At 67.6% G+C, this 3,851-nt stretch carries 3 protein-coding genes; 2 read left to right on the forward strand and 1 reads right to left on the reverse strand.

The features are described from left to right. The first annotated feature begins 200 nt into the window (after window positions 1-200). Window positions 201-1,268: a type II toxin-antitoxin system antitoxin DNA ADP-ribosyl glycohydrolase DarG gene (gene darG / locus V5A20_RS13510; protein WP_332327581.1), complete on the forward strand. Its 1,068-nt coding sequence runs from the start codon at window positions 201-203 to the stop codon at window positions 1,266-1,268. Between the two features lie 13 nt (window positions 1,269-1,281). On the opposite strand, the gene V5A20_RS13515 is transcribed toward darG, so the two are convergent. Further along, a complete protein-coding gene (locus V5A20_RS13515; RefSeq protein WP_332327582.1) occupies window positions 1,282-2,934 on the reverse strand; it encodes a potassium channel family protein in 1,653 nt (550 codons plus the stop codon). 183 nt (window positions 2,935-3,117) lie between these two features. Between V5A20_RS13515 and V5A20_RS13520 the strand changes: the two genes are divergently transcribed. Next, a partial coding sequence (locus V5A20_RS13520) for a DUF3667 domain-containing protein (RefSeq protein WP_332317002.1) occupies window positions 3,118-3,851 on the forward strand: 734 nt, incomplete at its 3' end.

Raw genomic sequence — 3,851 nt, forward strand, 5'->3', positions numbered from 1 at the left:
CCCCGACCGACGCCTACGAGGCGGACGAAGAGGAGGAGCTGACGTCGGCCCTCAAAACCGCGTAGCGACGTCACTTAGGGCCCTGCTCCACGCGCACTTGTGGAAACAGGACGTTCGTATATGTTCAGTAGAAGGGCCGCGGGCCATGTCTCGTGGCCCTTTCTCGTTGTCAGCTGCGTTCTCTACGGTCGAGGTGGCCCATGGTCGAGATTGTACACGGGGATCTGTTCGACGCGGACGTGGCAGCGCTCGCGAACCCGGTCCACTGCGCCGGTCTCATGAAGCGCGGGCTGTGCCGCCAGTTCAAAACGCGGTTCCCCGACAATTTCGAGCAATACAAGGCGGCCTGTGACGCCGGGGCCCTGGCGCCGGGCAACGTCCTCGTCCACGATCGCGGAGGGCTCTTCGGCGACGTTCAGCGTCCCCGCTACGTCCTGAACGTGGCCACGAAGGACCACTGGCGCGACGCCTCGTCCGCCCCACACATCAAATCGGGCATGGCGGCCCTCGTCGACGAGGTCACCGCCCGCGACATTGCGTCGGTCGCCGTGCCGGCACTGGGCTGCGGCGGGGGCGGGCTCGACTGGCCCACGGTGCGCCCGCTGCTCACTGCCCCACTCGCAGCGCTCGATGGCGTCCAGGCCTGCGTCTACGCCCCCCGGTCGGCAGATGCACAGGGCGGCCCCGACCCAGACGAGCGGCCCGCGATGACGCGGGGGCGAGCCCTCCTCCTCTCGGTCTACGCCGCCTACGCCGGGCCGAACGGCGTCGTCAGCCCGCACGCGGCCCACAATCTCGCCTTCCTACTGCAGGGCCTGGGGGAGGACCTGCATCTCACCTTCGAGCCGGGCCCCCACGGCCTCCGGGCCGCGGGCCTCACGGCGGTCCTGCGTCGGATCGACGCACACTTCATCACGGGCTACGACCCGTTGCACCAGGACTCTTCGTTTCGTCTTCGTAAGCCCGCGGTCGGTGTGGCCCGGGACACCCTTTCGGACTACCCGACCGCCGGTGAGCGTCTGAACCGGATGCGGGCCCTCACCGAAGATTACGACGCGCCCGACCCACTCGAACTGCTCGCCACGGTGGGCTGGCTCACGCGACACGACGCGCAGGCCCGACGCCGCCCCGAGGCGACCGTGCGGGCCGTGCAGGACTGGAGCCGCCGCAAGGCGCAGCGCTTCGCGCCGGAGCAGATTGCAGCGGCCTGGACACAGCTGCGACAACACGACTGGCCGGAGGCAAGGCCCTCGGCCCGTTCCTCCTGACGCCGTCCCCTCCTCAAGACGCCTCCGCCCCCTCCCCGAGACGCGTCCGGAATTGCTGAATCCCGTCCTCGGTCCCGGCTACGATCACCTCATCGTTCGCCTCGAAGGTGAAGCGATCGGCGTCGGGGTCGGTCAGAAAATCCCCGTCCCGGTAGACCGCAAGCACCGTGTGGTTGGTTTGTGCATCGGGGTCCACCTCGTCCAGGGCGCGCCCGGCCAGCCCGGCGGCTGGGAGCCGCACCACGTTGATCTGACGGTCCCGGGCAAAGTGGCTCTCGTCCTCGAACACCGTGGCGGCCAGCATCCGCCCACAGACCGTAGGGAGGGCCTGCACAAAGTCGGCACCGGCCCGATAGAGGTTTTGGACGGCCGTGTCGTCGTGGGCCCGCACCAGGATCTGCACCTCCGGGTTCAGGTCGCGGGCAATGAGGGTGGCAAACGTGGCGACGGTGTCGTCGTCGACGGCAATGATGAGGGTCGAGGCCTCCTCAATCCCGCAGGCCCGAAGCGCGTCGGGATTCCGCACGTCCCCCACCACGTCTACGCCCTCTCCCTGTTCGAGGTCGAGCACCGTCACGTCCGCGTGGACCTTCTGGAGGGACTGCCACGCAGCGTGGCCCGAGTCGCCGTGGCCGGCCAGGATGATGGACTGCGGCGTGAAGGCCCGCACGTAGGGGGCCATCTCGTCCCGGAGGGCGTCCAACTGCTCGGGCGTCCCGGCCAGGAACAGACGGGTGCCCGCCCCGAGGGGGGCTTCGGCCTCAATGGCAGGCTCGAACCGGCCGTCGAACCAGGCCCCGACCACGCGCACCCCGAACCGTTCCGTGAGCTGGAGGTCACGGAGTGAGTGGTCGTGGGACGGGCCGTGCCGGGTCACGATAAGCTCCGCAAAATCGATCTCGGCACCGGTCGTGGCCTGCTCCTCTACGTTGGCCGCCGCGGCCACGGGCACCTGTGCGGCGAGGCTGCGCCCGAGCAGCTGCCGGGGCGAGAGGGCCACGTCGGCCCCGGCCGCCCGGTGATACCGGGTCGCGGAGGCGTCCTCGGCGAGCGTGATGATGCGCCGCTCCGGACAGGCCTCACGGGCCGCGAGCACGATGCTGGCGTTTTCGTCGTCGGCCACGTCGACCACCAGGGCCTCTGCCGCCCCGACCGAGGCACGCTCTAGAACATCGGTTGAGGTCGGGTCTCCCTCCATGACCTCGTACTCCTGCTCGTAGAGGGACGCGGCCCGGTCCGCGTCGGGCTCGATCAACACGTAGTCCTGGCCCCGCTCTTCCATCTCCTCAATGAAGATTTCTACTCGCGGCGTGTAGCCACACACGATGACGTGGCCCGAGCGGGACGAGAGCGTCGTCGGGGCCGTGGGGCGGAGTGCCTCTCGAAGCCAGGGCACGAAGAACACGTCCACGGCACTCAGGATGAACCCGATGCCCGCCAGCTGGATGACGATGACGAGCAGGTTCATCTGGGGGCTGCTCCACGGCGCATCTTCGCCGTATCCGGTCGTCGTGAACGTCTGCACCACCACCTCCAGGGCCTGGTACCACGGCCGCGGCCGCCCTTCCCAGAGGCTCATCCCCAGACTGTACGCCGCCGTCAGTCCCGCAGTGGCGGCCACAAGTACCAGGAGATAGTAGATCGTGCGGCGTGTGAGCGACTTCATCTCAGCAATCGGTCGTCAACAAGGGACGCGAGCCGGTTTGGCATTCAATTTGATCGGGCGAGGTGGGATTCGGGGACGTGCCACGCCGGAGACTGAAGACGGATTCGGCACGGAACGCGTCCTGCGTGCAGGGATGAAACGGACAGCCTACCGCCGTGCGCCCCATATCATTGACTCGACGTGATGGAGAGCTCAAGTTCTCCGTCCTCGGCCGACCCGGAGCAAACCTGCCAGAACTGTAGGACGCCCCTCGTCGGCGAATACTGCCACCGCTGCGGACAACGACAGGTGCCGGTGCTCCGGGTCCGTCACCTCGTACGCCGGTTTCTCGAATCAGCCTTGGACCTCGAAGACCTTGAGCGGGGCGTCGGACAGACCTTCCTCCAGGCAGCAAAGAATCCCGGGCGCGTGGCCCGCCGATACGTAGAAGGCGAGCGCAAGCAGTTCGTGAACCCCATCGGCTACTTCTTGCTCACGGCCACGATGACGTTTCTCGTCTTCCTGATCTTCCGGGACACATGGGTGCAGGGACAGGCGCAGGTGTACGAGTCGTTGTGGCGGTCCATGGGCACCGATCCCTCCCAGGTCTTCCGTGCCGGGTCGCCCCTCCGCGCTGCGTTCGGCTGGACCTCCGCCCAGGCGCTTGCGGGATCGATGTTCGACTGGTTTCAGCAGCTGCAGACCTACGTGGGCCTCCTCACCTGCGTGATCGCAAGCCTGCTTCTTCGCTGGGCCGTTCCGGACTGGACGTTCGCCGAGATCTTCGTGTTTGAGCTCTACGTCACGGCCCAAGCAACGCTGTTTCTGGGGCTGCTCAGCCCGCTGTGCTTCTGGGGCGCCCCAGCTTTCATCGGCGCTCTCCCGATCCTCCTCCAGACCGGCCTCCACGCCCATGGCGGCTCGTCCTTCTTCGGCCC

The organism is Salinibacter sp. (genome assembly GCF_036626415.1).
In the GTDB taxonomy this organism is placed as follows: Bacteria; Bacteroidota; Rhodothermia; order Rhodothermales; family Salinibacteraceae; genus Salinibacter.